General features: G+C 64.0%; 26 protein-coding genes. 11 read left to right on the forward strand and 15 right to left on the reverse strand.

What is annotated here, in order from left to right; genetic code table 11:
• Nucleotides 1-212: 212 nt before the first annotated feature.
• Entirely contained in the window at nt 213-1,115 is a 903-nt protein-coding gene (gene cysM, locus GCM43_RS18385; protein ID WP_152246955.1) for a cysteine synthase CysM, read from the forward strand.
• Nucleotides 1,116-1,210: 95 nt separating this feature from the next.
• Here the strand turns inward: cysM and GCM43_RS18390 are convergent, their stop codons facing one another.
• The 5 genes from GCM43_RS18390 to GCM43_RS18410 form a co-directional block, all read right to left on the reverse strand.
• Nucleotides 1,211-1,543: a hypothetical protein gene (locus GCM43_RS18390; RefSeq protein ID WP_193315675.1), complete on the reverse strand. Its 333-nt coding sequence runs from the start codon at nt 1,541-1,543 to the stop codon at nt 1,211-1,213.
• 451 nt (nt 1,544-1,994) lie between these two features.
• Nucleotides 1,995-3,158 carry a lytic murein transglycosylase B gene (gene mltB / locus GCM43_RS18395; RefSeq protein WP_413770967.1) on the reverse strand — a complete coding sequence of 388 codons (1,164 nt, stop codon included), beginning with the start codon at nt 3,156-3,158 and terminating at the stop codon, nt 1,995-1,997.
• 17 nt (nt 3,159-3,175) lie between these two features.
• Complete coding sequence (locus GCM43_RS18400) at nt 3,176-5,203, reverse strand: transglutaminase TgpA family protein (RefSeq protein ID WP_152247179.1); 2,028 nt, start codon at nt 5,201-5,203, stop codon at nt 3,176-3,178.
• Nucleotides 5,203-6,174 (reverse strand): DUF58 domain-containing protein, encoded by a 972-nt coding sequence (locus tag GCM43_RS18405; protein ID WP_152246959.1) that lies wholly within the window; start codon nt 6,172-6,174, stop codon nt 5,203-5,205. Before GCM43_RS18405 ends, GCM43_RS18400 begins: the two co-directional genes overlap by 1 nt.
• Before the next feature lie 3 nt (nt 6,175-6,177).
• The gene (locus GCM43_RS18410) at nt 6,178-7,095 is read right to left on the reverse strand and encodes an AAA family ATPase (RefSeq protein ID WP_152246961.1); all 918 of its coding nucleotides are present in this window, start codon (nt 7,093-7,095) and stop codon (nt 6,178-6,180) included.
• A gap of 172 nt (nt 7,096-7,267) precedes the next feature.
• Here GCM43_RS18410 and GCM43_RS18415 point away from each other — a divergent pair, with 172 nt between their 5' ends.
• Nucleotides 7,268-8,194, forward strand: a complete 927-nt coding sequence (locus tag GCM43_RS18415; RefSeq protein ID WP_152246963.1) for a histone deacetylase family protein — start codon at nt 7,268-7,270, stop codon at nt 8,192-8,194.
• A 21-nt stretch (nt 8,195-8,215) separates the two neighbouring features.
• Here the strand turns inward: GCM43_RS18415 and GCM43_RS18420 are convergent, their stop codons facing one another.
• The gene (locus GCM43_RS18420) at nt 8,216-8,632 is read right to left on the reverse strand and encodes a hypothetical protein (protein WP_152246965.1); all 417 of its coding nucleotides are present in this window, start codon (nt 8,630-8,632) and stop codon (nt 8,216-8,218) included.
• Between the two features lie 219 nt (nt 8,633-8,851).
• Here GCM43_RS18420 and ylqF point away from each other — a divergent pair, with 219 nt between their 5' ends.
• Nucleotides 8,852-9,799 carry a ribosome biogenesis GTPase YlqF gene (ylqF, locus tag GCM43_RS18425; protein WP_152246967.1) on the forward strand — a complete coding sequence of 316 codons (948 nt, stop codon included), beginning with the start codon at nt 8,852-8,854 and terminating at the stop codon, nt 9,797-9,799.
• Between the two features lie 316 nt (nt 9,800-10,115).
• Here ylqF and GCM43_RS18430 read toward each other — a convergent pair whose 3' ends face one another.
• Nucleotides 10,116-10,919 (reverse strand): DODA-type extradiol aromatic ring-opening family dioxygenase, encoded by an 804-nt coding sequence (locus GCM43_RS18430; protein WP_152246969.1) that lies wholly within the window; start codon nt 10,917-10,919, stop codon nt 10,116-10,118.
• Nucleotides 10,920-11,027: 108 nt separating this feature from the next.
• Here GCM43_RS18430 and GCM43_RS18435 point away from each other — a divergent pair, with 108 nt between their 5' ends.
• From GCM43_RS18435 to GCM43_RS18455, 5 genes are all read left to right on the forward strand, one after another.
• Nucleotides 11,028-11,930, forward strand: coding sequence for a LysR family transcriptional regulator (locus tag GCM43_RS18435; protein ID WP_152246971.1), 903 nt, complete (start codon nt 11,028-11,030; stop codon nt 11,928-11,930).
• Nucleotides 11,931-12,069: 139 nt separating this feature from the next.
• On the forward strand, nt 12,070-13,587 hold the full coding sequence (locus tag GCM43_RS18440; RefSeq protein ID WP_152246973.1) for a TonB-dependent receptor: 1,518 nt from the start codon (nt 12,070-12,072) through the stop codon (nt 13,585-13,587).
• Nucleotides 13,588-13,733: 146 nt separating this feature from the next.
• Entirely contained in the window at nt 13,734-14,405 is a 672-nt protein-coding gene (locus tag GCM43_RS18445; RefSeq protein ID WP_152246975.1) for a thiol:disulfide interchange protein DsbA/DsbL, read from the forward strand.
• Nucleotides 14,406-14,411: 6 nt separating this feature from the next.
• Complete coding sequence (locus GCM43_RS18450) at nt 14,412-14,621, forward strand: hypothetical protein (RefSeq protein ID WP_152246977.1); 210 nt, start codon at nt 14,412-14,414, stop codon at nt 14,619-14,621.
• 206 nt (nt 14,622-14,827) lie between these two features.
• A complete protein-coding gene (locus GCM43_RS18455) occupies nt 14,828-15,574 on the forward strand; it encodes an SDR family oxidoreductase (RefSeq protein ID WP_152246979.1) in 747 nt (248 codons plus the stop codon).
• Here GCM43_RS18455 and GCM43_RS18460 read toward each other — a convergent pair.
• From GCM43_RS18460 to GCM43_RS18485, 6 genes are all read right to left on the reverse strand, one after another.
• Nucleotides 15,571-16,506 carry an efflux RND transporter periplasmic adaptor subunit gene (locus GCM43_RS18460; protein ID WP_152246981.1) on the reverse strand — a complete coding sequence of 312 codons (936 nt, stop codon included), beginning with the start codon at nt 16,504-16,506 and terminating at the stop codon, nt 15,571-15,573. The genes GCM43_RS18455 and GCM43_RS18460 overlap by 4 nt on opposite strands.
• A 35-nt stretch (nt 16,507-16,541) precedes the next feature.
• Entirely contained in the window at nt 16,542-16,742 is a 201-nt protein-coding gene (locus tag GCM43_RS18465; protein WP_152246983.1) for a DUF1656 domain-containing protein, read from the reverse strand.
• A complete protein-coding gene (locus GCM43_RS18470; protein WP_152246985.1) occupies nt 16,732-18,900 on the reverse strand; it encodes an FUSC family protein in 2,169 nt (722 codons plus the stop codon). Before GCM43_RS18470 ends, GCM43_RS18465 begins: the two co-directional genes overlap by 11 nt.
• Nucleotides 18,901-18,908: 8 nt before the next feature.
• Nucleotides 18,909-19,415 carry a MarR family winged helix-turn-helix transcriptional regulator gene (locus GCM43_RS18475; protein ID WP_152246987.1) on the reverse strand — a complete coding sequence of 169 codons (507 nt, stop codon included), beginning with the start codon at nt 19,413-19,415 and terminating at the stop codon, nt 18,909-18,911.
• Between the two features lie 64 nt (nt 19,416-19,479).
• Entirely contained in the window at nt 19,480-20,892 is a 1,413-nt protein-coding gene (locus tag GCM43_RS18480) for an efflux transporter outer membrane subunit (RefSeq protein ID WP_152246989.1), read from the reverse strand.
• A 116-nt stretch (nt 20,893-21,008) separates the two neighbouring features.
• Nucleotides 21,009-21,260 carry a DUF4148 domain-containing protein gene (locus GCM43_RS18485; protein WP_152246991.1) on the reverse strand — a complete coding sequence of 84 codons (252 nt, stop codon included), beginning with the start codon at nt 21,258-21,260 and terminating at the stop codon, nt 21,009-21,011.
• Nucleotides 21,261-21,554: 294 nt separating this feature from the next.
• Here GCM43_RS18485 and GCM43_RS18490 point away from each other — a divergent pair, with 294 nt between their 5' ends.
• Together GCM43_RS18490 and GCM43_RS18495 are read left to right on the forward strand one after the other, a co-directional pair.
• The gene (locus GCM43_RS18490; protein ID WP_152246993.1) at nt 21,555-21,878 is read left to right on the forward strand and encodes a hypothetical protein; all 324 of its coding nucleotides are present in this window, start codon (nt 21,555-21,557) and stop codon (nt 21,876-21,878) included.
• 112 nt (nt 21,879-21,990) lie between these two features.
• The gene (locus tag GCM43_RS18495) at nt 21,991-22,317 is read left to right on the forward strand and encodes a hypothetical protein (RefSeq protein ID WP_152246995.1); all 327 of its coding nucleotides are present in this window, start codon (nt 21,991-21,993) and stop codon (nt 22,315-22,317) included.
• A 135-nt stretch (nt 22,318-22,452) separates the two neighbouring features.
• Here the strand turns inward: GCM43_RS18495 and mgrA are convergent, their stop codons facing one another.
• A complete protein-coding gene (mgrA, locus tag GCM43_RS18500; protein ID WP_152246997.1) occupies nt 22,453-23,493 on the reverse strand; it encodes an L-glyceraldehyde 3-phosphate reductase in 1,041 nt (346 codons plus the stop codon).
• A 108-nt stretch (nt 23,494-23,601) separates the two neighbouring features.
• Between mgrA and GCM43_RS18505 the strand changes: the two genes are divergently transcribed.
• Nucleotides 23,602-25,140: a CYTH and CHAD domain-containing protein gene (locus GCM43_RS18505; RefSeq protein ID WP_193315676.1), complete on the forward strand. Its 1,539-nt coding sequence runs from the start codon at nt 23,602-23,604 to the stop codon at nt 25,138-25,140.
• A 13-nt stretch (nt 25,141-25,153) separates the two neighbouring features.
• On the opposite strand, the gene GCM43_RS18510 is transcribed toward GCM43_RS18505, so the two are convergent.
• Entirely contained in the window at nt 25,154-25,525 is a 372-nt protein-coding gene (locus GCM43_RS18510) for a lysozyme inhibitor LprI family protein (protein WP_152247001.1), read from the reverse strand.
• Between the last annotated feature and the right edge of the window lie 39 nt (nt 25,526-25,564).

A 25,564-nucleotide genomic window follows, 5' to 3' on the forward strand; every position in this document is an offset into this window, starting at 1 on the left:
TAACTAATCTGCGGACAGTCTAGCGCATGCCTGCCGGCGCTGCCTAAAAGTTGCCGGCGCCACTCTGCAGGGGGCGCAAAGCCAGGCGCCATGCGGCTTTTACAGTGCACGCCAGCGCCGGTGCCGCATGCCGGTGGGGCCGCCGGTTGCTGCACACGGGCACGCGTCTCATATTAGAATGGGTTTTTGTTGAAAATACTCAAACCGACACGATGGCTTACAAGACACTGGAAGATACGATAGGCAATACCCCGCTGGTGCAACTGACGCGTTTGCCTGGCGCCGATGCGCGCGCGCGCAACAACGTCATTCTTGGCAAGCTCGAAGGCAACAACCCGGCCGGTTCGGTCAAGGATCGCGCGGCCATGTCCATGCTCAGGCGAGCCGAGGAACGCGGCCAGATCAAGCCGGGCGATACACTGATCGAGGCGACCAGCGGCAACACCGGCATTGCGCTGGCCATGGCGGCCGCCCTGCGCGGCTACAAGATGCTGCTGCTGATGCCCGACAACCTGAGCGTGGAGCGCCGCCAGAGCATGGCTGCCTATGGCGCCGATATCCTGCTCACGCCCAAGACCGGCGGTATGGAATATGCGCGCGACCTGGCCGAGCAGATGCAAAAAGACGGCCGCGGCGTGATCCTGGACCAGTTCGGCAACGAAGACAATTCACGCGCCCACTATGAAAGCACGGGCCCGGAAATCTGGCGCGATACCGATGGCCGCGTCACGCACTTTGTCAGTGCCATGGGCACCACCGGCACCATCATGGGCGTGTCGCGCTATCTGAAGGAGCAGAACCCGGCGATCCAGGTGATCGGCGCGCAGCCCGAAGAAGGCTCGCAGATTCCCGGCATCCGCAAGTGGCCCGAAGCGTATTTGCCGAAGATCTACGACAAGAGCCGCGTCGACCAGATCGAATACGTGAGCCAGGGCGCGGCCGAGCGCATGGCGCGCAGCCTGGCGGCCGAGGAGGGCTTGTTCTGCGGCATCTCTGCAGCCGGCGCGTGCGAAATCGCGCTGCGCATTTCGCAGACCGTGGAAAACGCCACCATTGTGTTTGTCGTATGCGACCGCGGCGACCGTTATCTTTCGACTGGCGTGTTTCCGGCTTGATCAGGGAAGTAGGACTTGGCCAGGACGGCCGGGAAAAGCAATAAAATGTCCCCTCCCCAGCATCTGGGGAGGGAAAACCTGCTTGGGGAGCAGGATCAGCCTTGGGAAGTTTCGCCTTCTTTTGGCTTGAATTGCTTGTCGCTGATGCGGAATTTGTTGCGACGGTCGCCCATCAGATAGCGCAGGTCACGGATGCTCAGATCGCTTACTTCGTGCATGCGGATCAGCAGCGAAGCGCCGACCGGCAGGCGGTGATGGCGGATTTTGCTGATGACTGGCGGCGCTACTTCGAGCGCGCGGGACAAGGCTGCGTCATTTTTCAGGCGCAGGTTTTCGATCAGGGTATCGAGCAATCTGTTTGGGTTGTACTGCAACAGTTCGTCGGAGTCCGAATCGCTGTTCATATCAATGCCGACTTGATTTGTCATGATGTTATTTGTTCCTTCTGTAGTTGCACTGCAAAGTAAAAACACTCGGAGCTCGCTCTTGCTGCGTTCATGTTCATTCTTTACTAAAAGGAACGAATTCACACATGGTACGATCCGGGGTACAGTTTTTCATAATATATACACAATTGTACAGCAGGATTTAATTTCGTTACAGAAAGCTACTGCATCCTGCTTCTTGGTCAAAGGGCGTTGTCTTGTTGCAACACCTCTTTCTTCTTTACCATCCTGACTGACAGCCTGAATGATAGACCAAATATTGTGTTTTGACAAAAGTTAAGTATAAAACCATTCTGCATCCCGCGTCGCACCGTAGGGCGGCGTACACAGCAAGCGCGATATTAATACTCCCACCATAAACGTGTAGCCCGGAGGAAACAACATCGCTTACGCTTTCTTACAAGTAATATTATAACTTTACACCGACTTTTGGTTAGCGTGCGCGCGCGTTGCGCACTGCTTGGCCCAGATCGATTACCGACATGGCGTAAAAGTAACTTCTGTTGTATTGAGTTATAGCAAAGAAGTTATTGCTTGCCAAGCTGTACTCAGTTGCTTCCGAACCGTTCTGCAGGTCGATCAGGCCAAACAGCATATTGGCTGGCACTGGCGCGTTACTGCTCACGCCGGCAGATTGCAGCTCCTCCCAGCTGAACTTTGCCTGTAGTCCCTGGCCGATGAATTTTTCCCAGGCGCGGCTGGGCGAGACGCTGACCGGGTACACGCTGGTAGCCGGATCGTTGCGTCGCCAGCCATGTTCGACCAGAAAATGCGCGACGCTGCCGATGGCGTCGGCGGTCGAGTTGCGCAGGTCGATGTGACTATCACCATCGAAGTCCACCGCAAATTTCATGATACTGCTGGGCATGAATTGCGGCAGGCCGATGGCGCCGGCATACGAGCCGAGCAAGGTCAGCGGGTCGATGCCGTCCTTGCGCGCAAACAGCAGCGCATTTTCCAGCTCGCCCTTGAAAAACGCCATGCGCGCCGCGCGGTTCGGACTTTCAGGATAGGAGAAAGCCAGCGTGGTCAGCGCGTCGAGCACGCGGAAGCGCCCGGTATTGCGGCCATACACGGTTTCGACGCCAATAATGCCGACGATAATGTCCGCCGGCACGCCATATTCGCGCTCGGCGCGCGCCAGCGCTTCGGCGTTCTCATTCCAGAATTTCACGCCGGCGTTGATGCGCACCGGTTCGATAAAGCGTGCGCTGTAGGCTTGCCAGTTCTTGGGCTTGCCCGGTGGCGCCGGCTTCATCAGCTGCACTGCGGTGTCGACATAGCGCACCTTGCCGATCAGGGTGTCGAGTTCGGCGCGGTCAAAACCCTGGCGTGCCGACAGGTCGTCGAGAAAGGCGCGCACCTCTTTCCAGTTGGTGTAATTGACGTCGTCGCCTTCGAAATCGAATTTGGCCGGCGCCTTTTTGGCTGCCGGCGCCGCCTTCCTGGCAGCCTGGGCTTTGGCAGCGCGCACGGCCTTGGCGCGGTCAGCGGCCGAAATACCGGGGTTTTCAGCGCCGTGTGCAGCGGGCGCGCCGGCGATCAGCAGGGACAGCAGGATGGACGAGGCAAAGGACGATTTTTTGGTAAGCAAGATTGTAGGCAAGGAGCGTCTCATCGGCATTGGTTGAGCAGGCGGCGCAAGCTGCGCCGCGCGCGGCGGTGTTCGTCTGGGCTGGCGTTACCATACTTGATTGCGGCATAGATTGCCAGAAAGCGCGCGATGGCGGCATGCGTATCTGACATTTCCGGCGTCGCCGGGCTGGCCGCCAGCCTGGCAGCATAACCGTGCGGGCCTTCATGCGGCGCACGGCTGTGTCCGCGCCGCGCCTGCAGCGCGCAAAAGCGCGCATACAAGGCGTCAAGCTGATCGGGCGGTGTCAACGCCGGTTGCCGGAGCCATAACAGGACGCCCAGCGCAGCCACGCTGGTCAGCATGGCGCACAGCAGCGCCACAGTGCGAACGGGCAGGCTGGCCAGGCGGGCCCACAGGTCGCGCTGGCGCTGCGGCGTGGCGTCGACGATCCAGTGGCGCCAGCCTCGTTCGGCCTGCTGCCAGCGCTGTTGCCAGGCACCGAAAGTGCTGAAGGCGCCGCCGTCGGCGCCAAGGCCGATCAGCGTGCGCCAGTTTGCCTGTGCAGGCGCCGCCTCGGGCAAGGCTGTCGTCAGGCCGCGTTCGATGCGCAGCGGCGCTACCGCGCCGGTCGGATCGACCCGCACCCAACCCTGGCCGGCCAGCCACACTTCGCTCCAGGCGTGGGCGTCACGCTGGCGCACGGTCACGGTGGCGCCGTCGGCCTCGCGGCTGCCGCCCTGGTAGCCGGTGACGATGCGCGCCGGAATGCCCATGGCGCGCATCAGCACCGTGAAGCTGCTCGCGTAGTGTTCGCAAAAGCCGGCGCGCGTGCCAAACAGGAAGTTGTCGACGCTGTGCCGGCCCAGCAGCGGCGGCTGCAACGTGTAGCGAAACGTCGCCTGGTGAAAATGTGCGAGCACGGCATCGATAGCCTGTGGTGGCGTTAGCTGATGTGTACCGCTGCCGCGCAACCGGCGCGCCCAGGCCAGGCTGCGCGGGTTGAAGCCGGCCGGCAGCTGCAGCCAGGGTTGCAGCTGTTGCGGTGACAGGGTCGGTTGCAGCCGATAGGTGCTCAGTGAACTGGCGCGGTAGCGTACAAGGGTCGTAATCGGATGCAAGGTGGTGATTTCAAGCGCCGGCGACACCAGATAGGGATTGCCGGTGAGGCGTTCGACCGAACGTGGCAAGTCGAGCGCAAAGATGCGCGGCTGGCCGCTGGCCGCCAGCTGTACTTCATAGTTGCTCACTGCGCCGGACTGGACGATATCGATTGCACCGGCGGTGTCGCTGGCGGCGCTGCGGCGCCAGGCGGCGCCGTCAAAGTCGTCCAGCACCACGCCGCGCCAGTACAGCGTCTGCTGCGTCGGCAGCGGCGTGGCAAAGCGGGCGGTGAAGACCGTTGCGTCCGACAGCGCCAGCGAGGCGATCGCGCCCGGGCGCATTGACGCGCCCAGGCCACTCACGCCGCTGGCGCCAGCGGCATCGGGTTTGCCCCATAGCGGACCCTGCACGCGCGGCATGGCAAAAAACAGCAGGGCCGCCAGCGGCAGGGCCAGCGCCAGCATGCGCGCCAGCAGCCAGAAGCGCTGACGCAGCGGCGGCAGCGCCTTGCCATAACGCGACGACAGCAAAGTGGCCAGCAGCGCCAGCACGGTGGCCAGCATCCACACGGCGCCAAGCAGGCCCTGATGATGGAAAAAGCTGGCCAGCAGCAGGAAAAAACTCAGGAACACCACCACCTGGACGTCGCGCCGGCTGCGCATCTCCAGCGATTTCAGGGCCAGCAGCAGCGCCAGCATCGCCACCCCTGGATCGCGGCCCAGCACGCTGCCGTAGCTGGCGGCGACGGCAGCGATGCCGGCCAGCGCCAGCGGCGCCAGCAGCCACAGCGACGGCTGGCGCTGGCCGCGCACGATGATTGTCGCGCGCCACAGCAGCAGGCACGCCATCGCCAGCGACAGGGGCGGCGGCAGATGCAGCACATGCGGCGCCAGCGCCATGGCTGCCGCCAGCAATGGCAGCAGCATGTCGCCCTGTTCGCGTGACAACGCCCCCAGCCGGCCCATCACGGCTGCCCGTACAGTGCCAGTGCGCGCAGGCAGGCTGCCTGATGGGCGGCGCCTGTGGCCGGCATGAGCGTTACGCCGGCCAGGCGCAGGCCATACGGCCGGCCTGCGCTTTCGGCCTGCAGCACCCAGGCGCTCAGGCGCGACAGGCGCGCTTCGGTATCGAGTGCGTCCGGCAGGGCGTGGAAATCGAACAGCAAGGGAGTGGCCGCAGCGGCGGCGCGGGGCGATGCTTCAAATTGTTTGGTATACAAATGGTCGCCGGCCTCGCCGTCGTGGCGGGCGATCTGGCGCCAGGCCAGCCGTTGCAGCGCATCGCCGGGCTGGTAGGCGCGCACGCCGGCCAGTTCGCGCTGGCCGCTATCCTGGCTGTCCTGACTGTTCTGGCTGTCCCAGGCATCTTCGCTTGGCTTGCCATGCGCCGAGTCTGGCAAGACCGGCGCCGGTTGTTCCGGCGTCGGGTAGACCAGCACGCGCACCTCGGGCAGCCAGTGACACCATGCATAAAACAGACCGAGCGGGAAACTGGCCGACAGTTGCACCGGCGGTGCCGCCAGCCAGCCGCGCCGCACTGCGGGCACGGCGATGCTGGCGCACCAGCGGCCATCGGCGTCGATATCGGCCTGCAGCTCCGTATGGCTGCCGGCAGCGCGTACAGTGATGGCGTGGCGCGCACGTGCGCTGCGCTCAAGCAGGCACAGCTCGAACGTGGCCGGCGTACCGGCCGCCACCGGCGCACCGGGCGTGGCCGACAGTGCCAGCCCGGCCAGGTTGCGGCTGGCAAACAGCATATCGGCCACGGCGCAGGCGCCAGCCAGGCAGGTCAGCGCATAACCGAGGCCCAGCTGATAGTTGACCGCGGCGATCCACAGCGCCAGCAGCAGCGCGCCAAACGCCAGTCCGGCGCGTGACGGGCGGATATGCACGCGATGCGCGCCCAGCCACGGCCGCCTCGGCAGAACCTCGCTCATGGCCTAGACCGGCACCGACAGCAGCAACTGCTGCAACAGGGCGCGGCTGTCGGTGCCCGGCCCGCTGCCAGCTGCCGGGCGCAGCCGGTGCGCGCAGACCGGCAACAGCACTGCCTGCACATCTTCGGGGATCACATGGTCGCGTCCCGCCAGTGCGGCCCAGGCGCGCGCCGCCTGCAATAGCGCCAGCGCGGCGCGCGGACTGAGGCCGTCGGCAAACGCGCCCGGCGCGCGGGTGGCGTGCACCAGCGCCAGCAGGTAGTCGACCAGCGCCGGCGCAGCGTGAATCTGGCGCAGCGCCGCCTGCATGGCCAGCAGTTGCCCGGCCTGCATGACCGGCTGCAGATGGCGCAGCATGGCCTGGCGGTCTTCGCCCAGCAGCAGCGCGCGTTCGGACTGCGCATCGGGATAGCCGAGCGTGACGCACATCAGGAAGCGGTCGAGTTGCGACTCGGGCAGGGCAAAAGTGCCCAGCTGCTGGCCGCCGTTCTGGGTGGCGATCACGAAAAACGGCTGCGGCAGCGCGCGCGTGACGCCGTCCTGCGTCAGCTGGCGCTCTTCCATCGCTTCGAGCAGGCCGGACTGGGTTTTCGGCGTGGCGCGGTTGATTTCGTCGGCCAGCAGCACCTGGGTAAACAGCGGACCGGGATGAAACACGAAGCCACCGGTGCTGCGGTCATAGACCGACATGCCGGCCACATCGGCCGGCAGCAGGTCGCTGGTAAATTGCTGGCGCTTCCATTGCAGCCCCAGCGTGATGGCCAGCGCGTGCGCCAGCGTGGTTTTGCCCACGCCGGGTACGTCTTCGATCAGCAGATGGCCGCCGGCCAGCAGGCAGGCCAGCGTCTGGCGGATTTGCAACTGCTTGCCGACCAGGACTTCGCCAATCCGGCTGGCGGCCAGGTGTATTGTTGAAAACATTGCTTGTGATGGTGATCGAGTGGTTTATTTAACTTACAATGGACTGCATCTGCGCCTGCCGTCGTGCAGCCAGTGATTTTATGCGAGAACGCGCAGGGCCGGTTGCCCTTGCAAAGCGTTCCCGGTTTGGACCGAGACGAAGTTTGTAAAGAAATTAAGGGTATCAGAGGTAATGAGTACAGCCATTTACACCCACCCCGACTGCCTGCGCCATGAGATGGGCGACTGGCATCCCGAATCGCCGGCGCGCCTGCAAGCCATCAGCGACCAGTTGATACTGGCCCATATCAGCGACCTGCTCGAGCACCGCGAAGGCGTGCATGCGCAATTGTCCGATATCGAGCGCAATCACAGCGCCACGGCCATCGGCCTGGTGCGCGACAATGTGCCGCCGGCCGGCGAATACTATCCGCTCGACGGCGACACCTTGCTCAATATGTACAGCTACGATGCGGCGCTGGCGGCCGCCGGTTCGGCCGTTGCCGCCACCGACGCCGTGATCGACGGCGAGATTGCCAACGCCTTTTGCGCCATCCGCCCGCCCGGCCACCATGCGCGGCCCAGCGAGCCGATGGGTTTTTGCCTGTTCAATAACGTGGCGGTGGCGGCCAAGCATGCGCTTGACGTGCGCGGCCTGGAGCGGGTCGCCATTGTCGACTTCGATGTGCATCACGGCAATGGCACCGCCGAGTCGGTGGCGCATGATTCGCGCATCCTGATGGTGAGCTTTTTCCAGCATCCGTTCTATCCGTACAGCGATGTTGAGTCCTATACCGACACGCGGGTCAACGTGCCGGTGCCGGCGCGCTCGAACGGCGAGGTGGTGCGCCAGTTGGTGCTCGACCACTGGCTGCCGGCGCTGCACCGCCAGCGTCCGCAGATGATCTTTATTTCAGCCGGTTTCGACGCCCACCGCGAAGACGATGTGGGCGGCATGGGACTGGTGGAAGCCGATTACAGCTGGATGACGCAGCAGTTGATGGCCGTCGCCAATCAGTATGGACAGGGCCGCATCGTCAGCTGCCTCGAAGGCGGCTACAACCTGTCGGCGCTGGCGCGCAGCGTAGCGGCCCATGTCAAGGCGCTGGCCGAGCTGTAAAGCTGTAAGACAGCCTACCGGCTAGAAGATCGATGGGCGGCTGCGGCTGCTGGTATGGCGGTGCGTCTGGAAGGTCAGCGCTTCGCCGGCCATGAAGCGGCGCCAGGCCTGCTCGTACAGCGTCGCCGATTTGTCGATATCGAAGCTGTCTAGATTGAGCATGTCGCGATGGTGCTTGATTTCATTGACTAACTGGTCATACAGCGTCTGCAGGCCGCAGGTCTCGGCACTCTGGCGCTTGAGGTTCTGCTGCAGGCTGCGTTGCAGGCTGGCCAGCTGCTGCTGCAACTGGCGGCACTGTTTTTTCAACCGCCCCGATGGCCCTGGCCGACGCGCCTGACTGGCGTCACGGCGGGCGCGCAAGCGAAAGCCGGTGAGCTTGTCCTGCTGTGCAGGCAAGGCGGTGTGGTCAGCTTGTCCGGTCTTCAAATCGCTCATCAGTGTTAAATCGCCAGCAAGTGTTATGGTCAATGGAAAAACATTGCTTTTCATTTAAGAGGCAATATTAGACCACATTTTTGTTTCTTGTAGTAAATCTACGTATCCTTGTAGGAATATTTTACGCAATATGTGACAGCCGCTGCCGCCTTTTCGGCGCGGCCTGGCCGGCAAGCACGTAAAATAGCGGATTGACTGAACGATTCTGAAAGCAAGAGCATGGCGATACAATGGTACCCCGGACACATGAACGCGGCCCGCAAGAAAGCGGCCGAGACCATGGAAAACACCGATCTCGTGATCGAAGTGGTCGACGCGCGCCTGCCGGCGGCCAGCTGCAATCCGATGGTGGAAGAACTGCGCCTGTTTCGCCAGCGTCCTTGCCTGAAAATTCTTAACAAGATCGACCTGGCCGACCCGGCCGCCACGGCTGCCTGGGTTGCGCACTTCGACGCCATCGAAGGCGTGACCGCCTACGCCATGACCACCAAGAAGCCGGGCGACGTGGCGCGCATTCCGGAACTGGCCAGATCGCTGGCGCCGCATCGCGGCGTGCCGACCAAGCCGCTGCGCATCATGATCATGGGCATTCCCAACGTGGGCAAGTCGACGCTGATGAATGCGCTGCTGAAAAAGCGCGTGGCCAAGGTGGGCGACGAGCCGGCCGTGACCAAGATCCAGCAAAAGCTCTATCTCGACAAGAACACCATCCTGGTCGATACGCCCGGCATGCTGTGGCCGAAAATCGCCCTGCCCAGCGACGGCCTGATGCTGGCGGCCAGCCACGCGATCGGCTCGAATGCGCTGATCGAAGAGGAAGTGGCGGTGTTCCTGGCCGAAGAACTGCTCAAGCGCTATCCCGACCTGCTGGCGGCGCGCTATGGCACCAAGGTCGCTGAAGTCGACGCCATCGGCGTGGTCGAAGGCATCGCCGCGCGGCGCGGCTTCCGCATCAAGGGCGGCGACTACGATTTCGAGAAAGCCTCGCATACGCTGCTGCTCGACTACCGCAGCGGCGTGCTGGGCCGCATCTCGCTGGAAACCCCCGACACTCGCGCCGCCGCCCTGGCGGTGCATGCGGCCGAGATGGCGGAAAAAGCCGAGAAAGCGGCAGCGATTGCTGCTGAAAAAGCCAAGAACGCGGCACGGGGCAAGCGCGGCACGTGAGCTTTTAATCCCGGGCGGTAGGTCGGATTAGGCCCTCCGGGCCGTAATCCGACAACATTGTTGGCGCCACAGGTGTTGTCGGATTACGGCCTGCGGCCTAACGGTCATGGCGGATTTTCCGCCACCCCATATAATGAAACATGTAATTCCTGCTGGTCTAGTTAGAGGCGTCAGGGGTGACGCTTGGCAAGATGTCGAGAATTACACTACTATTTTCTTGCATCGCTGCAATATATTGCTGGCGAGGGGACAGCCTTCGCCATCACTACGGTTGTTTCACGTTAATCCGACCTACGCCTAATCCGACCTACGCCGTTTACCCAAACCTGAAACTGCTCACCGCCAGCGCCCCGAAGAAATCATCCTCGTGATACACCACCTGCGCCGCCTCCTGTTCGGCCGCGCCCAGCGCCACCATCAGCGGCAGCAAATGGTCTTCCTGCGGGTGGGCCTGGCGCGCGCCGGGGGCGCGGTCCCAGTGCAGCAGTTGCTCCAGCCGCTCGGCCGGCGGCAATGCCATGGCGTGGCGCAGCCATGCGTCGAACTGCTGCGAGGCGGCAGCGCCGGCCGGGCCGAACTGGCGCAGGTTATGGTAGCTGAGGCCGCTACCGAGTATCAGCACGCCCTGGGAGCGCAAGACGGCCAGCGCGCGGCCCACTTCCACGTGCGTGAGCGGATCGTAGCCATGCTTGAGCGACAGTTGCACCAGCGGCATGTCGGCTTGCGGGTAGATCGGCGCCAGCGCGCTGAACGTGCCGTGGTCGAAGCCTCGCTCATGGTCGAGGCGGGCCGGGTGGCCCGCTGCAGCGAGCAGCGATTGCACCTGGGCGGCCAGTTCGGGCGCGCCGGGCGCCGGATACTGGATCTGATAGGTGTGCGGCGGAAAGCCCGAATAGTCATAGATCATGCCGGGACGCGCGCTGGCCGAGACCAGGAACTGCGGCCCTTCCCAGTGGGCGGTCACCACCAGCACGGCCTTCGGCCGGGCGCCAACCTGGCGCGGAATATCTTTCAGCGACGCTTCGAGCACATCATAGCGCCCGCCGAACTGGTCTTTCATAAAGGGCCACGGGCCGCCGCCGTGCGACAGGAAATAAGTGGGGAAAGCATGGTCTTGCATGACGATTCCTTAAGCGAATAGCAGATGGATCGATGATAGTCATGGCACATCAGTTGATCAAGATGGGAAATATTGATATATCATTTCCATTTTGTTGATGGTGGCGTGATGGATACCTTGCTCAGCATGCGCGTGTTTCGCAGTGTGGTGGAACTGGACAGCTTTGTGCGCGCCAGCGAACGGCTGCATCTGTCGCCGGCGATGGTCAGCAAGCATGTGATGCACCTGGAGCGCCATCTCGATGCGCGCTTGCTCAACCGCAGCAGCCGCCACCTGAGCCTGACCGAGATCGGCAAGGTGTATTTCGAGCAATGCCGCGAGATGCTCGACAATCTCGACGAGGTCGAAGCGACTGTCAGCCGCACCACCGTGGTGCCGCGCGGCACGATACGCCTGAGCGCGCCCGTGTGGTTTGCCAACACCATCTTTACACGCGCGCTGGCGGCCTACCGCGAGCGTTTTCCCGAGGTCAGCTTCGATATCGACCTGAGTGGCCGCGTGGTCAACCTGGTCGAGGAAGGTTTTGATCTGGCGCTGCGCGTGTCGCACAACCTGGCGCAAAGCGCCTCGCCCAGCCTGATTGCGCGCCCGGTCGGGCGCATCGAATTTGGCCTGGTGGCCGCGCCCGCCTACCTGGCGCGCGCCGGCCGGCCAGCCTTGCCGCAGGAGCTGGCGCAGCACGCCATGATCAGCTATTCGCTGCTGGCGTCGGGCAATGAACTCAGTTTCGAGGGGCCGGCCGGCCGTGAGAGCGTCAAATACCAGCCCGTATTGCAAAGCAATAATGAAAGCCTGCTGCATGCGGCCGCGCTCGATGGCATGGGCATTGCGCTGCTGCCATCGTGGCAGACCGACGCCGATCTGGCAGCCGGCCGGCTCGAACGCCTGTTTCCCGGCCAGCGCATGGCCGGCGGCGCCGTGCACGCGGTCTATACCAGCCGCCGCTACCTGTCGTCGAAGGTGCGCACCTTTATCGATTTCCTTGCCGAAGAAGGCGGCCTGGGCGCCTGAAGCGGCCCTTGCCATTGGTATAATAGACGGCTTTGCCGACCCGCTCCGCCTTTCTCCCGCCAACTTGAAGCCCGCCGCCACAATTTGCCTCGCTGCCCCTGCCTGCACCGCATACCCGTTGGCGCGCCTGGCGACGGCCTTGCTGGTCGCTTGCCTGGCCGTGCCGGCAGTGGCGCAGCAGGCCAGCGACGCGGTGCCGGCGCCGGCGGCAGGCGGCGAAGGCGAGCTGTATCTGGAGGGCGGCCAGTACGGCCAGCGCAATACGCGCGCATCGGTGGCGCAAAAGGGCAGCGGCCTGTCGTTCGATGCGGCGCTGGAAGGGGAGCGCAGCAGCAATTACCGCGATGGCAGCGATTTTTCGCAGCGCAATTTCACCGGCGGCGTCGAATGGAAGCAGCGTCAGGGCCGCGTCGGCATGAGCGCCGACATTGCCCAGCAAGATACGTCCTACCCCGCGCCGCAAGGCCTGTTTTCCGCTTTCATGCCATTGCAGCAGCGCCCCGAAGACAGCTTTGTCTACCACGCCAGGCGCGTCAGTGCGTTTGCCCAGCGCTATATCGGCAATCTCGACCTGGGGCTGGAAGTGCAGCAGCGGGAAAAAAACGCCACTGCCACCTATGTGGGTGACAGCGGCAACTACGCCTCGAGCTATCGCAGCGCGCAGACCCAGTTGGCGCCGCGCCTGCGCCACTATGGCAAGCTGGGCGGCGCCACCACCGATACCGAAGTGGGCATCGACTTCACGCAGTGGCGCCGCCGCACGGTCAGCCAGGCGCCGGGGGCGTTTTCGCATATCGCGCGCAGGCAGGATGCGACCGCGCTGCTGCTGCGCGAAGAACTTGCTTTTACCGGGCCGCACGCGGCGCGCCTGCTGTTCGGCCTGCGCCATGAGCGCGTACGCCTCGATCCGCTCGATGCGCTTGCCGGTGGCGACTGGGCGCGCCAGAACAGCTGGGACATGCAGGCCAGCTATCTGCTTGCGCCGCAGCTGACGGTACACGCCAAGGCGGCGCGCAGCTACCGCATCGATGACGACGGCTATACCAGCGCCGGTTATCGTCCGCTGGCCGGACAGCTCAAGCGCGAACGCGAAGTGGGCTTGAGCTGGGGCGACAGTGCGCGCAGCGTCTCGGCGCGCCTGTTCGGCGAGCGCCTGTCGAACCAGATCGTGTTCGACCGCAGTCTGAATCAGCAAGGCTATATGGGCAACCTCGACCCGGGCCGGCGTACAGGCCTGGTGCTCGACGCCAGCATGAACCTGGGGCGCGACTGGCGCCTGAGCGGCCAGCTGCAGCAGGTCAGCGCGCATTTCGACGATTATCCGTATGACGGCCCCGATATTGCGCTGGTGGCGCGCACGCTGGCCACTACCCGCCTGTACTGGTCGCCGCCGGGCGCCAGCTCTGCCGATCTTGGCGTGCAGTGGCTGCGCGCCCTGCGCTACGGCAACGACTTTGACAACAGCTGCCTGGCGCAGGTGCCGCGCTTTGCCATGCTCGATGGCCGTTATGGCTACAAGCATGGTGCCTGGGAGCTGTCCTTAAGTGGCAGCAACCTGACCAACCGCCGCCATTACGGTGATGCGCCGGCGTGCCGGTCGAGCATTTACCAGAACGATGCGCGCCAGCTGCGCCTGTCGCTGCGCTACCGCTTCTGACGCAGCTGCTTAAGAGCGGCTTAAGTGGCGCGCCCCTGGCAGCCCGGACACAGTTTTTTACAGCTGATTTGAGCCTTGGCCTTCATGGCCGGGGCAAAAAAATGGTAACCTCGCCAGGTTTCGATCACTCTCTTGAAGGATAGACCATGCGTTTGCTGCGTTTTCTGCGCCCCCTGTTTGTTTCCCTGACCCTGATGGCCGCGACCGGCGGCGCCATGGCGGCCGATACCGGTTTTTCCACGCTGGCTACGCCAGTGCGCAGCGACACGGGCAAGAAAGTGGAAGTGGTCGAGTACTTCATGTACACCTGCCCGCATTGCTACGCACTCGATCCGCTGATGCATGACTGGGTCAAGAAGCAGGGCGACAAGATTGCTTTCCGCCGCGTGCATCTGGCCTTCTCGGGCCCGAAAGATCCGCTGGCGCACGCCTACGTCACGCTGGAAAGCATGGGCCAGCTCGACAAGGTCCATGACAGTATCTTCCGCGCCATCCACGTCGAGCGCAACCGCCTGAATCGCGATGACGCCGTGCTCGACCTGCTGGTCAAGAATGGCATCGACAAGGCCAAATACCTGGAGATGTTCAATTCCTTCGGCGTGCAGACCAAGCTCAAACGCAACGAGGCGCTGATTGCCGCCGCCAAGATCGATAGCGCACCGACCATCGTCATCGACGGCCGTTTCGTGACCTCGCCGGCGCAGCTGTCGCGTCCGGGCCAGTCCGAGCGCCAGACCCAGGAAGCCACGCTGCGCGTGATGGACGAACTGGTCGCGCGCGTATTGAAAGAGCGCGCGCCGGCGCCAGCGAAGAAGTAAGCGAGCATGAAACAGCTGCCCTGGATACTGTGCGCACTGGTGCTGGCGCTGGCCGCCTGGCTGGCGCTGGCCGTGGTCGCCACGGAAAACCAGCGCAATGCGCTGTCAGCGAAGGCCTGCCCCAGCCAGAGCGACGCACGCTGCCTGCAGAGCGTGCAGTCGCGCGAGCACTGGTGGCAGCACCTGGGCTATGCGATGACGCATCTGCGGCCTTGATGGCGTGCGACAACACCACTGAAGCCAACAATGTTGTCGGATTACGGCCCGAAGGGCCTAATCCGACCTACGTGTTTTAACATGCTTACGTGGGTATGTAGGTCGGATTAGCCGGGCCGCGCAGGCGCGCAGCGCGTAATCCGACAACACCGCTGACGCCAACATCGCCGCCCCCCCCAGCGGCACCAAAGTTCAAGGAGACACCCATGAAACAAGTCCTGCTCATTACCGGCAGCAGCCGCGGCATCGGTGCCGCCACTGCGCTGCTGGCGGCCCGTGCCGGTTATGCCGTCTGTATCAATTATGTGCGCGGTGCCGAGGCGGCCGAGGCGCTGTGCGCGCGTATCGCGGCTGAAGGCGGCCAGGCGATTGCGGTGCAGGCCGATGTGGGCGACGAGGCGCAGGTGGCGCGCCTGTTCGAGGAAGTCGATGCAAAGCTGGGGCCGATCACGGCGCTGGTCAACAACGTGGGTGTGCTGGAACACAAATGCAGGCTGGCCGATATTTCGGTGGCGCGCATGGAGCGCGTGCTGCGCACCAATGTGATCGGCTATCTGCTGTGCTGCCAGCAGGCGGTGCGGCGCATGTCGACTGCCAGCGGTGGGCACGGTGGCAGCATCGTCAACGTGTCGTCAGTGGCCTCGCGCCTCGGTTCGCCCAACGAATATATCGACTATGCGGCCTCGAAAGGGGCGGTCGATACGCTCACCATCGGGCTTGCCAAAGAGGTGGCCGACGAGGGCATCCGCGTCAACTGCGTGCGGCCCGGGTTGATCCATACCGATATCCACGCTTCGGGTGGGGAGCCGGGCCGGGTGGCGCGCCTGGCGGCCGGTGTGCCGATGCAGCGCGGCGGCGAGCCTGAAGAAGTGGCGCAGGCCATCGTGTATCTGCTGGGGCCAGGCGCCTCGTACATCACCGGCACTTTCCTTGACGTGGCGGGCGGACGCTAGGCTGATGCCTTGCGTGGCGCCGCAGCAGGCGTTGCCGAGGGAGTGGCAGCAGGTGTTGCAGGAACGCCGGGCGCCGAATGCGGCGCAATCACCACCGTGCAGGTAGTGCCGGCCACCAGCACCTGGTTCCGCGGCATCTGGTCGATATGGATGCGCACCGGCACGCGCTGCGCCAGGCGTACCCAGTTGAAGGTCGGGTTGACGTCGGCCAGCAGTTCGCGGCCGGTGGCGGCGTCGCGGTCGGTAATGCCGTGCGCGATGCTTTCGATATGGCCGTGCAGCGTGCCGCCACTCATCAGGTCCATTTCCGCCTTGTCATTCTGCGCCAGCATGGCCAGCTTGGTCTCTTCAAAGTAACCGACCACGTAGTAGGACGCGCTGTCGATCACGGCCAGCTTGGCCGCGCCGACGGCGGCAAAGTCGCCCGCATGCACATTGAGGTTGGTGACATAGCCGTCAACCGGTGCACGCACGGTGGTGCGTTCCAGGTTCAGTTCTGCCAGCGTCCTGGCGGCCAGCGCGGCCTGCACTTGCGAGCCGGCGGCGCTGGCGGCAAAGGCGGCGCTTTCGCGGTTTTCGGTCGAGATAATGCTGGCGTCCAGGCTGGCGCGGCGCTGGGCTTCCTTGCCTTTGCGGCCCAGTTCCGTCCTTTGCGCCGCCAGCGTTGCGCTGGCTTGCGCCAGTGCACTCACATAGCGTTCCTTGTCGACCGTAAACAGCACCTCGCCTTTTTTCACCATCTGGTTGTCGCGCACCATGACCTGCGTGACGGTGCCGGCCACGTCGGCGCTGATGGTGATCACGTCGGCCTTGACGCGGCCGTCGCGCGTCCACGGCGACTCCATGTAGCGGTCCCACAGGGTCTTGCCGGTCCAGAGGGCCGCAGCCAGGAGCAGCAGCGTGATTGCATAGCGGGTCAGTTTGGTTACCATGGCGGTACCCCTTCAGATCAGGTTGGACAGTTTTTTTATTTGTAGAGCGACAGCGACAGCGCGCCGAAGATGGCGATAAAGATGCACAGGCGCGCCAGCGACGGATGCCAGACGATGCGGTAAAAGCCGGCCCAGCCGAGCACGCGGTCAAGCACGGTTTGCAGCACGAAGCTGACGATAAACAGGGGCAGCAGGGTCGGCAGCAGCACCCCGAACAGGGTAAATTCACGCGGCATGAAGTTCTCCGGCGCCAGGCGCCATGGTGTCTTGTAATGAGGTATAGATCGAATGCAGGTCGGCCAGCGCCGTTTGCAGACGCACGCTGCGCTCCGGCGTCAGGCCCGCTGCGGCGCCGCCGGCCAGCGCTTCGCGCACGCAGGCGCCGGCCGTCAGGCAGGCCTGCCGTGCCGCCTGCAGTTCGGCTTCGCCGCGCGTGCGCAGCCAGGCGGTAATGCTGTCCAGGCAGCGCGCCAGCGCTTCACGCGCCGCACCCGGGCCCTGTGCGCTGGCGACCAGCTCGCGCAGTTCGATCGCCGAGTGGCCGATTTCAAGCAGCATCAACGCCTGGCGCACCACCGTGCGCGTGGCCTCGCCCGGCGCCGGGCCGGCCGCCGCATTGAGCTGGCTTAGCAGGTCGCGCATGCGGTTGTCGAAGCGGTGCTTGCCCGATTCGCCACGGCCACCGGCTTTCGCTTTGCAGGCGCGCAGCGCCTCGCGCCACAGGGCCGGGCCCACGTGATCCTTGTGGCCCATGGTGTGTTCGGGCAGCAGCACGGCAAACACCACGGCGGCCAGCAGCAGGCCGACAATCAGCGCCATGCCGGTATTGAGAAACGCCGCGCCATCGATGTGCATGATGTTCGTTGGCGCCATCTGCGTGATAAAGGTCGATACGCCCAGCCCCAGCCCCAGCTGGGCCGGATTGCTCATGAAGTAAAGACCGATGGCCAGGAACGGCGCAAAGGCCAGCACCAGCATCGGAAAGCCGTCGGCATGCACCATCACGAAATACACGCACACCAGCGACAGTGGAAAAGCCAGGAAAAAGCCGTTCAGCACCTGGCGTATCATCATGATCGGGCGCGGCGACGACGACGCCAGCGCGCAGAACACGGCCGCCATCAGCATGGCCGTGCTGGCATACGGCCAGGCCAGGAAATAGGCGCCCAGCGCCAGCAGCGCCAGGCTGATGGCCGAACGCGCGCCGCTGGCCAGCACCAGCGCCGACGGGGTCTTGGGCGCATAGGCCAGCGGTGCGCTTACTTCCAGCGGAGTGTCGTGGGCCAGGCTGAAATAGACTTCATGGAAACGGCTGATATCGCGCGCAAAGCGTTCGAGCAGTTCGCACAGGGTTTCAAAGTCGATGCGCTGGGCGTGCTCCACCGGCAGCGCTTCGAGTTCGCTGCGCGCCTGCGCCAGGGCCGCTTGCAGATGCAGCTGCATGGTGTCGAGCGAGTCCTGCGACGGCGTGTTCTGCAGCGCCTCGGCGATAATGGCCAGCAGCGGCGCGCACTGCGCCATGACCTGTGTTTCGCCCTGGCGCTGCAGCCGGTCAACCAGGCGGTGGAAGGTGTAGAAGGTGGTCAGCGCCGTCATGAAGGATGCATTGAAGGCGTGCAGCTTGCGGTTCTGCGCGCGCACATGGCCGACCGCGTCGCTGACTTCAAAGAGCGCCGCCGATCGGCCGTTTTCCAGTGCCGCCACATCGGCGGCAAACTGCAGGTGGGTCGTTTCCACCTGCGCTGGCGTGAGCTTTTGCTGCAGCACGTCCTGGCAAAAACCAAGGAATTTGCCGTAGCGCGCCTGCACCGCACGCATCACCTGCGTGCCCTGGTGGCGCGGCAGCAGCACGCTCGATACCACTGCCGAGCAGATAATCCCGAGGCTCACTTCAGCCACCCGCGTGACGGCCAGCGCAAACACCTGCGTGGGCTGCTCGATGGCCGGCAGCACGATCATGCAGGCGGTGTAGCCCGATAGCACATACACATACGACTGCGCATTGCGGTGCAGCGCCGCGCCGCTGGTGCACAGGCCGACCCACAGCGCCAGGCCGGCAAACAGCAGCACCGGCTGCTGCGGGAAAAAGCCGATCAGGCACAGCGCGGCGGTGCAGCCGAGCAGGGTGCCGCAGAAACGGTAAAAGCTTTTTTCCAGCACCATGCCGCTGCTGGGCAGGGCCAGGATTACGGTAGTGGTCATGGCGGTGCTGGGCGAATCGAGGCCCAGCCGGTAGGCCAGCCACAAGGCGGCAAACGCCGCCACCAGCGTCTTGCCCACATAAATCCAGCGTTCCCCTTCGCTGGCGCGCCAGTCTTTCAGCGCATGCGCCAGCGCGTCAGTGGCGCGGCGCCACGCTGCTGGCGTGATGGAAGGGGCAGTGGCAGTGGGCATGGTTGCTATCAGTCGGGATTGTTGAGTTTGTTGAGATTGCGCAGCTGGCGCATATACAGTTTGTCGAGCACCAGCAGTTCTTCTTCACTGAAGTCTTCGTACAGCGACGAGGTTTCCTGATAGACGTCGGGCAGCGCCGCTTCGATCAGTTGGCGGCCCTTGTCGGTCAGCGAAATCATGACCGAGCGGCGGTCGCCGGGACGGGTGCCGCGATTGATCAGGCCACGGCTTTCCAGGTCGTTGCACACGCGTGTCAGGTTGGCCGGTTTTTCATGGCAGGCCAGGCCCAGCGTACAGGCGTTCGAGGTTTCATCGTCGGTGCCGTACAACACGGCCAGCACCATATAGCTGGCGTCGACCAGGTCGTGCTTTTTCAGCGCCGCGTTGGTCAGGTCCTTCATGCCTTTCTGGATGTGATAGGTCATGCGCAGCAAACGCATGCGTTCCATCGGAAAAGCAGGAATGCGCGTGCGGATATTTTGCAGCCGCTTGGCGGTGGCGTCAAAAGCTGTCATGTCATGATCCTTTGCAAATAAATAAAGCGTTGATTGTAGCTGCTTGCCATCGCCTGGCAAGTGTTCAGAGGCCACCGCCCAGCGCATTCATCAGCGATACATACAAATCGAGTTCGGTTGCACCGTTTTGCGCCTGCTGCTGCTCTTCGGCCAGCAGCGCGACCTGCGTGTTGAGCATGTTGATGGCGTCGGTCATGCCGGCCTGGTAGGATTTTTCAGCCAGCGCATGCGCGCGCTGCGCCGTATCGAGTGCCTGCTGGGTGAGCTGGCGCTGCTTGACCAGCGACTGGGTACGCGTGACGGCATTGGCCACATCCGACATGGCGTTAATCACGGTGGCGTTGTACTGCTCGACGGCGCCGTCATAAATGGCGGTCTGGTTGCCCAGTTGGGCGCGCAATCGCGCACCGGCAAAGATCGGCAGGCTCAGCGCCGGCGTGGCGCCGCGTACCTGCGAGTTGGCGTCCAGAAAGTGGCTGAAGCCGAACGCCTGGAAGCCGGCAAACGCCACCAGGTTGACGTTCGGGTAAAACTCGGCCTTTGCCGCATCGATGCGGCGCGCCGCGGCCTCCACGCGCCAGCGCTGGGCTGCGATATCGGGACGGCGCCCGATCAGGTCGGCCGGCAGCGCGGCAGGAATGGCCAGCGGGCGGTCCAGGCGCAGCACCGGGCGCGTCAAGGCGGCGCCGGCACCCGGGCCTTTGCCGGCCAGGGCGGCGAGCTGGTTGCGCAGCAGCGCCACCGATTCGGCCGCTTGCTCAAGCTGGCGGCGCCCAGCCGGCAGCGTGGTTTTGATCTGCTCGACGTCCACATCGGTGCCGATGCCGGCCTGGCGGCGGCGCTGGGTAATGTCGAGGATGCGTGCGCGCTGCGCCAGGCTGCGCTCGATCACGTCCTGCAGCGTGAACTGGTACGACAGCTGCACGTAAGTGCGCACCAGCGCCGTCTCCAGCGCCAGGCGCGCCATCTGCGATTCGGCCGACGCCATCTGCACGTCGCCCAGCGCGGCGGCCAGCGCTTCGCGGTTGCGGCCCCAAAGGTCGAGGTCATACGAGGCGGTCACGGTGGCCTGGTTGCGCCAGGCGTAGTTGCCGGCCAGCGGCGCCGGCGTGCTGCCGTGCTGCGAATACAGCTCGCGGTTGATCGATACCGATGCGTCGGCCTGCGGACGGGTCTTGTCTTCGGCGGCGCCGGCCAGCGCCTCGGCCTGGCGCACGCGCGCCTGGGCGCCGCGCAGGGTCGGGCTGTCGGCCAGCGCCTGGTCCATCAGCTGGTTCAGTTGCGGGTCCTGCAGTGCCTGCCACCACTGCGCGCGCGGCCATTCAATGGCGGCCTTCGCGGCCTGGTCGATGGCCTGGCCCGGCTGCAGGCTGTTGGGGTCGAGCAGTGCCGACTGCGGCGCGATATGACCCATGTCGGCGCAAGCGCTCAGAACAAGGGTCAGGCTGACGGCGATCAGGCGGCGGGGCAGGAACATGCAGGACTCCGGGAAAATGGGGAAAGATCACAACTCGCCGCGGTGAGCGCCGGGAGTGGCCCGGTATGCTGCGCCGCAACTGAGATGTGGGGTAACGCTGGTGTTGCTGATAGTGCTTACTTCCTGACCACGTGTTTGGTGGTTTGCGCGATATCGAAGTCAGCTTCCGTCTGCGGAATCTGGCCTGCCTTGCGGGCTGCGTAGAACTCGGCCATGACCTGGGCGCGCGTGACCGTGCTCGGCGCTTCGGCAGCGGCCACCGGATAGGCTTCAACGCTGGTCGAGGCTGGCGTGGCAGCAGGCTGGGCAAATGCCGATGCGGCAGTACCGAGGGCAAACAGGGCGACGATAAATGATTTGGCTTGCATGATGTAACTCCGTGATGTGCATATGGCTGGGTGGATAGGCCGGATCGCCACGTACCGGTCGGATCGTCAGCGCGGCGCGGGTAATGGATAGCGCCGCACTGGCGAAGAAGCGAAAGCCGGATAGGAAAACGCTTACTTGACGTAACTATAGCAATGAATAATACATTTGTGAAGTATTTATTTTAAAAATGTTCGCGGCGCACAATGGCCTGCCTGCCGTGCAGTCGTGCGACAGGCTTGGCCGCCACAGCGTAGGATCATTTTATTAATGAACCACATCACAAGGAGTCAGCCATGAGTGCAAGCAGCCTCGATCCCGATAACCTTCCTAGCCTGCCAGACCGCGTGCTCGGCACCGGCCACGGCAAAGGTGCGCTGGGCCCCAGCGACAATTCCGACAGCGGCAGCGACGTACAGGGCATTCCCGGTCAGGACCAGGAAAGCCTCGACAGCGACAGCGATGCAGCCGGTACCGGCGAGCGCGCCGGCGTCGAGCCTGAAAATGCGGCGCCCGACGGCGGCGACATCGATGTTGACCATATCGAACGCCTGAGCCGCGAACGCCTCGACGGCGAGGATGTGGGCGCCGATGATGACGAGGCGCTGCCGCCCGCCTGAGGCCAGGCCGGCTTTGCCGATAGCCGCGCCCCTGCCATCAGCGTAAAATGACGGCAGCCGGCGCGTGCGCGCCGCCACGGCGCTAAGGCCGGATTAGCACAGGACGGGCAGCATGACGACGCATAAGCGGCAGGAAAACGAAGAAAACTTGATGACGATGTACCGCGAAACGCGGCCGCGCGAGTTTTTTGGCGAGAAAAGCAATACCAACCACCTGGCCTGGAGCCTGCTGGTGATCCTGCTGGCGCTGGCCGCCTGGCTGGCCGTCGCACTGGCCACGGCCGAAAACCAGCGCTACGCGCTCGAGACGCGCGCCTGCCAGGATCATGTCTTCCCCACCGAAATCGACACCGCCTGCCTGAAGCAGGTCAAAACACGCGAGCACTGGTGGCAGCATGTGGGGCATGCGCTGGTGCATTTTGGGGCACCGGCTGCGTAAACCTGCGCCTGTCACGTAGGTCGGATTAGGCCCCGAAGGGGCCGTAATCCGACACCATTGTTGGCTTTGCAGGTGTTGTTTTTTGGCGTCCCGGGTGTTGTCGGATTACGCGGGGCTTTGCCCCGCTAATCCGACCTACCTGGCTTTCGAAGGTTTTTCCCACAGATTGATATGCCCGTCGCGCGCCAGTTCGTCGATGGCGCGCAGTTCGTCTGGCGTAAAGGACAGATTGGCCAGGGCGCCGACGTTTTCGCGGATCTGCGCGCTGCTGCTGGCACCGATCAGGGTGGTGGTCATGCGTGGATCGCGCAGCACCCAGGCCAGCGCCATTTGCGCCAGCGACTGGCCGCGTCCCAGCGCGATCTGGTTCAGGGCGCGCACGCGCGTGAGGTTTTCCTCGCTCAGGTGCTCCTTGGTCATCGAGCCGCCGCCGGGGCGGTTGATGCGCGCGTCCTGCGGAATGCCGTTCAGGTATTTGTCGCTCAGCACGCCCTGCGCCAGTGCCGTAAAGCTGATGCAGCCCATGCCTTCGTTTTGCAGGGTGTCGAGCAGGCCGTCGTCCTCGATCCAGCGGTTGAGCATGTTGTAGGCCGGCTGGTGGATCAGGCACGGTACTTTCCAGTCGCGCAGCAGGGCCGCTGCCTCGGCCGTTTTTTGCGGTGAATACGAAGACAGGCCCACATACAGCGCCTTGCCTTGCTGGACTGCGGTAGCCAGCGCGCCCATGGTTTCTTCCAGCGGCGTATCGGGGTCGAAGCGGTGCGAATAGAAGATATCAACGTACTCGAGGCCCATGCGCTGCAGGCTCTGGTCCAGGCTGGCCAGCACATATTTGCGCGAGCCGCCGCCCTGGCCGTACGGGCCGGGCCACATGTCCCAGCCGGCCTTGGTGGAGATAATCAGCTCATCGCGGTAGGCGGAAAAGTCTTCGCGCAGCAGCCGGCCGAAATTGCTTTCGGCGCTGCCGTACGGTGGGCCGTAATTGTTGGCCAGGTCGAAATGGGTGATGCCAAGGTCAAACGCCGTGCGCAGCATGTCGCGCTGGGTGGTGATCGGGGTGCTGTCGCCAAAGTTATGCCACAGGCCCAGCGACAGCAGCGGCAGCTTCAGGCCGCTGCGCCCGCATGTGCGGTACTGCATCTGTTCATAACGATTCTCGGCGGCGTGGTAAGACATGGCATCTCCTGAATGATTGTGAATGCGTATTCTCGCGCAAAATCAATCAACGCGTGCATGCCCCCTTACGCGTTTTACAATGGCTGTATCAATCAAGGGAAAAATGCGATGGAAATCGAACTCAAACTGCTGCTGGCGCAGGACGATGCGCCGCTTTTCGCCGAACATCCGCTGCTCGCTGCCTGCAGCAGCGCGCCGCCGCAATTGCAGGCGCTGCACGATATCTATGTCGATACGCCCGACCTGCACCTGGCGCGCCACCGGGCCGGTCTGCGCGTGCGCCAGGTGGGTAGTGACTGGCTGCAGACGCTCAAGGCTGGTGGCGACACCAGCGGCGGCCTGCACCGGCGCCATGAATGGGAAGGCCCGGTGGCCGGCCCCGTGCCCGAGATCGACGCGCTGCTCGTGCTGGTCAAGCGGCGCGAGCCGGTGCGTGCGCTGCTGCGTCAGAACGAGGTGAGCGGGGCTCTGCAAACCATCTTTACCACCCGCATCGCACGCGCGGTATGGCAGTTGACGACGCCCGAGGGCGACGCCATCGAATGCGTGCTGGACCAGGGCGTGATCGAGGCGAACGGCGCCAGCACGCCCGTTTGCGAAGTTGAACTGGAATTGAAAGCTGGTCGCAGCGCCAGCCTGTTCGATGTGGCGCTGGCCCTGCAGCAGCAGGTGCCGCTGCGCCTGGGGCAGATCAACAAGGCCGAGCGCGGCTACCGGCTGGCGTTTCCTGCGCTGGCAGGCGCGCCCAGACCGGAGAAAGCGGCGGCACTCACACTGGACGAGGCCATGTCGCTGGAACAGGCATTCGTGCAGATCGCCGGCAATTGCCTGCAGCAGATCAGCGCCAATGCCGATGGGGTAGTGGACCATGCCGAAGAAGAAAGCCTGCACCAGATGCGGGTCGGTGTGCGCCGGTTGCGCTCGGCGCTGGGCATGTTTGCGCCGCTGCTGGCACTGCCCGATGAGCTGCAGCGGGAGTTGAGCTGGCTCTCTGACGCACTTGGTGCTGCGCGCGACTGGGATGTGCTGGCTGGCGCTACGCTGGAGCAGATCAAAGGCGAAGTCGAGGCCGACATGCTGGCGCCGCTGGTCACGGCGGCGCAGGAACGCGCGCGGCAGGCGCATGCCGATACGGGCGCGGCGCTGGCCGGGGCGCGCTACACGGCGCTGATGCTGGGCCTGCAGCGCTGGCTGCACGCGCGTGCCTGGCGCAGCGCGTGCACGCGGCGCCAGCTGCGCCGGTTAGACAAGGCGGCGCCCGGCTTCGCGCGGCGCACGCTGGGCAAGTCGCAGCGCCGGCTGCTGCGTCGTGGCAAAGGGCTGGATCAGGCGGCGCCGGAACAGCGCCATCGCGTGCGCATTGCGGCAAAAAAAGCGCGCTACGCCACCACCTTTTTTGGCAGCCTGCTGCGCCCGCGCCGCGTGCGCGCCTATGAACGCGACCTGGGGCGGCTGCAGGATGTGCTGGGCGGCCTGAACGACCTGGAAGTGGCTGACGGTCTGCTGCAAACGCTGGCCGGCGGGGAGCCGGCGCTGGCGCCGCAGGCCGGCTATGTGCGCGGCTACCTGGCCGCGCGCGCACAGGCTGGTGCGGCGCGCATCGACAAGGCCTGGCGCCGCATCAACGGCGCGCGCCTGCCGTATTAGCCGGGCTGCCTGCTTACAGCTGGCTGTTCTGGCAGCCGGTGCTGGTGCATTCGCGCAGGCGGTTCTGCAGGAACTGCGAGCGCTCGATGGTGGTGCTGGTGGCGCAATCGAGATTGACATAAAAGGCCGAACCTTCGCGCTTCGAGCACGATTCGTTGCGCTGCTTGATCCACGCCAGCTGGCCGGACTTGAGCGACTGCTTGCCTTCGGCATTGAGCTTGCCATTGAGCTTTTTGAAGTTCTCGTTGAGTTCCTTGTCCGCTTCCTGGTAGACCTTGTTAAGGCAATACAGACCGTCGAAATCGTTGCGCGGCTTGTCGCAGGCCGAATTGGCCATGGCGGGACCGGCGCAGCAGACGAGCAGGGCGAGCAGCAGTTTTTTCATGGTGGGCTTTCAAAAATGGGCGGGTAGGTCAATATTACA

Origin of the sequence: Janthinobacterium aquaticum (assembly GCF_009208565.1) — a bacterium.
Lineage (GTDB): Bacteria > Pseudomonadota > Gammaproteobacteria > Burkholderiales > Burkholderiaceae_D > Janthinobacterium.